At 72.8% G+C, this 1,224-nt stretch carries 2 pseudogenes; both read right to left on the reverse strand.

From position 1 onward, the window contains the following. Window positions 1-717 (reverse strand): annotated as a pseudogene (locus tag MXD58_RS27970) (hypothetical protein); the annotation flags it as partial. A 62-nt stretch (window positions 718-779) separates the two neighbouring features. Then, a pseudogene (locus MXD58_RS27975) lies at window positions 780-1,224 on the reverse strand (hypothetical protein); the annotation flags it as partial.

Raw genomic sequence — 1,224 nt, forward strand, 5'->3', positions numbered from 1 at the left:
CGAGTTGTTCGTCAGTACGAGAAAGCCCAGGCCGGCCGCGGTGAGGCCGGCGAACAGTGCTCCGCTGACGGCGCTGGCCGCGGCGCCGGTGGCGATCTGGCGCCCGGTGGAGCGCGCGACCTGCAGGTTGGCCCAGCGGATCGGGTTGCGGGCCGCCCTGTGCGCCTGGCCGAGGGTGACCGGGTCACTGTGGATGCCGCCGAGGTGGAGCGTGTCGGTGAGGTGCGTGCCGGCGTCGGCGTACCCGGCGTAGTAGAGGCCCTCGGGGGAGCGTTGAAGAGCCTTGTCGAGGACGGTGTTGATGGCCTCGACCTGGTCGGCGGGCACCAGTCGTCGCATGCCGGTGTAGTCGGATGAGGCGACGGCGTGCGCCGCCCGCACCGGATCGGCGTAGACCTTCGCCTGCACGTCACGGAACGTGGTGCCGTCCCGCAGCCTGATGTCGACCTTTCCCGAGGGGGAGCCGCCCTCGGTCCAGGCCTGGACGTAGGCGCGGACGCCGGCTGCGCGCAGGGCGGCGTTGCGGTTGAAGGTCGCGGCGTGCATCACTTCGAAGAGGTGACCGGCGCGCTGCGCGTTGCCCACCCTGGCCCAGCGCTCGGCGAGCTTGGCGATGTCCTCCTGGCTGGCGAGGGTGGTGACGACGGCGGCGGCGGCGCGGCGGGTGGCGAGGTCGCTGATCGCCCAGACGGCGGCGTCGGCGCCCCCGGGCAGCACGGACGGGAACCGGCGCGGGCCGGCGGCGGCCGACGGGGGCTGACTCGGTTGCGTCGGGCTGTTCATGCCGGCTGGCCCAGGGTGAGGAGCTCTTGGCGGGCGTCGAGGACCGCACGGCGGCACTGGGCGGACGGTTCACCGTCCTCGGTGGCGATCGTGGTGCTCATCACGGTGACCGCGGTTGTCGCGATGGTCACCAGGATCGAGAGGGACCGGCGCTGGTCGACGGTCATCTCCTGGTAGTCGTCCGTGGTGTCGAGCAGGGTGGCGAGGGCCGGTAGGCGGCAGGTGATCGCCTGGCGCAGATCCTCGAGGATGTGGCGGACCTGGCGGCTGAGTCGGCGGACGGCCCGGCCGGTCCGCTCGGCCTGGTCCAGCCGTGCGGCGTCGTTCGCGAGGTCGTCGGCATGGCTCTGCTGGTGGCGCCGGACCCGGCGCAGCAGCAACGGATCGGGATGGCCGGCGTTGATCAGGATCAGCCGGGCGCCGTCGACCTGGGCGAACACG

Source organism: Frankia sp. AgKG'84/4 (genome assembly GCF_023242965.2).
In the GTDB taxonomy this organism is placed as follows: domain Bacteria; phylum Actinomycetota; class Actinomycetes; order Frankiales; family Frankiaceae; genus Frankia.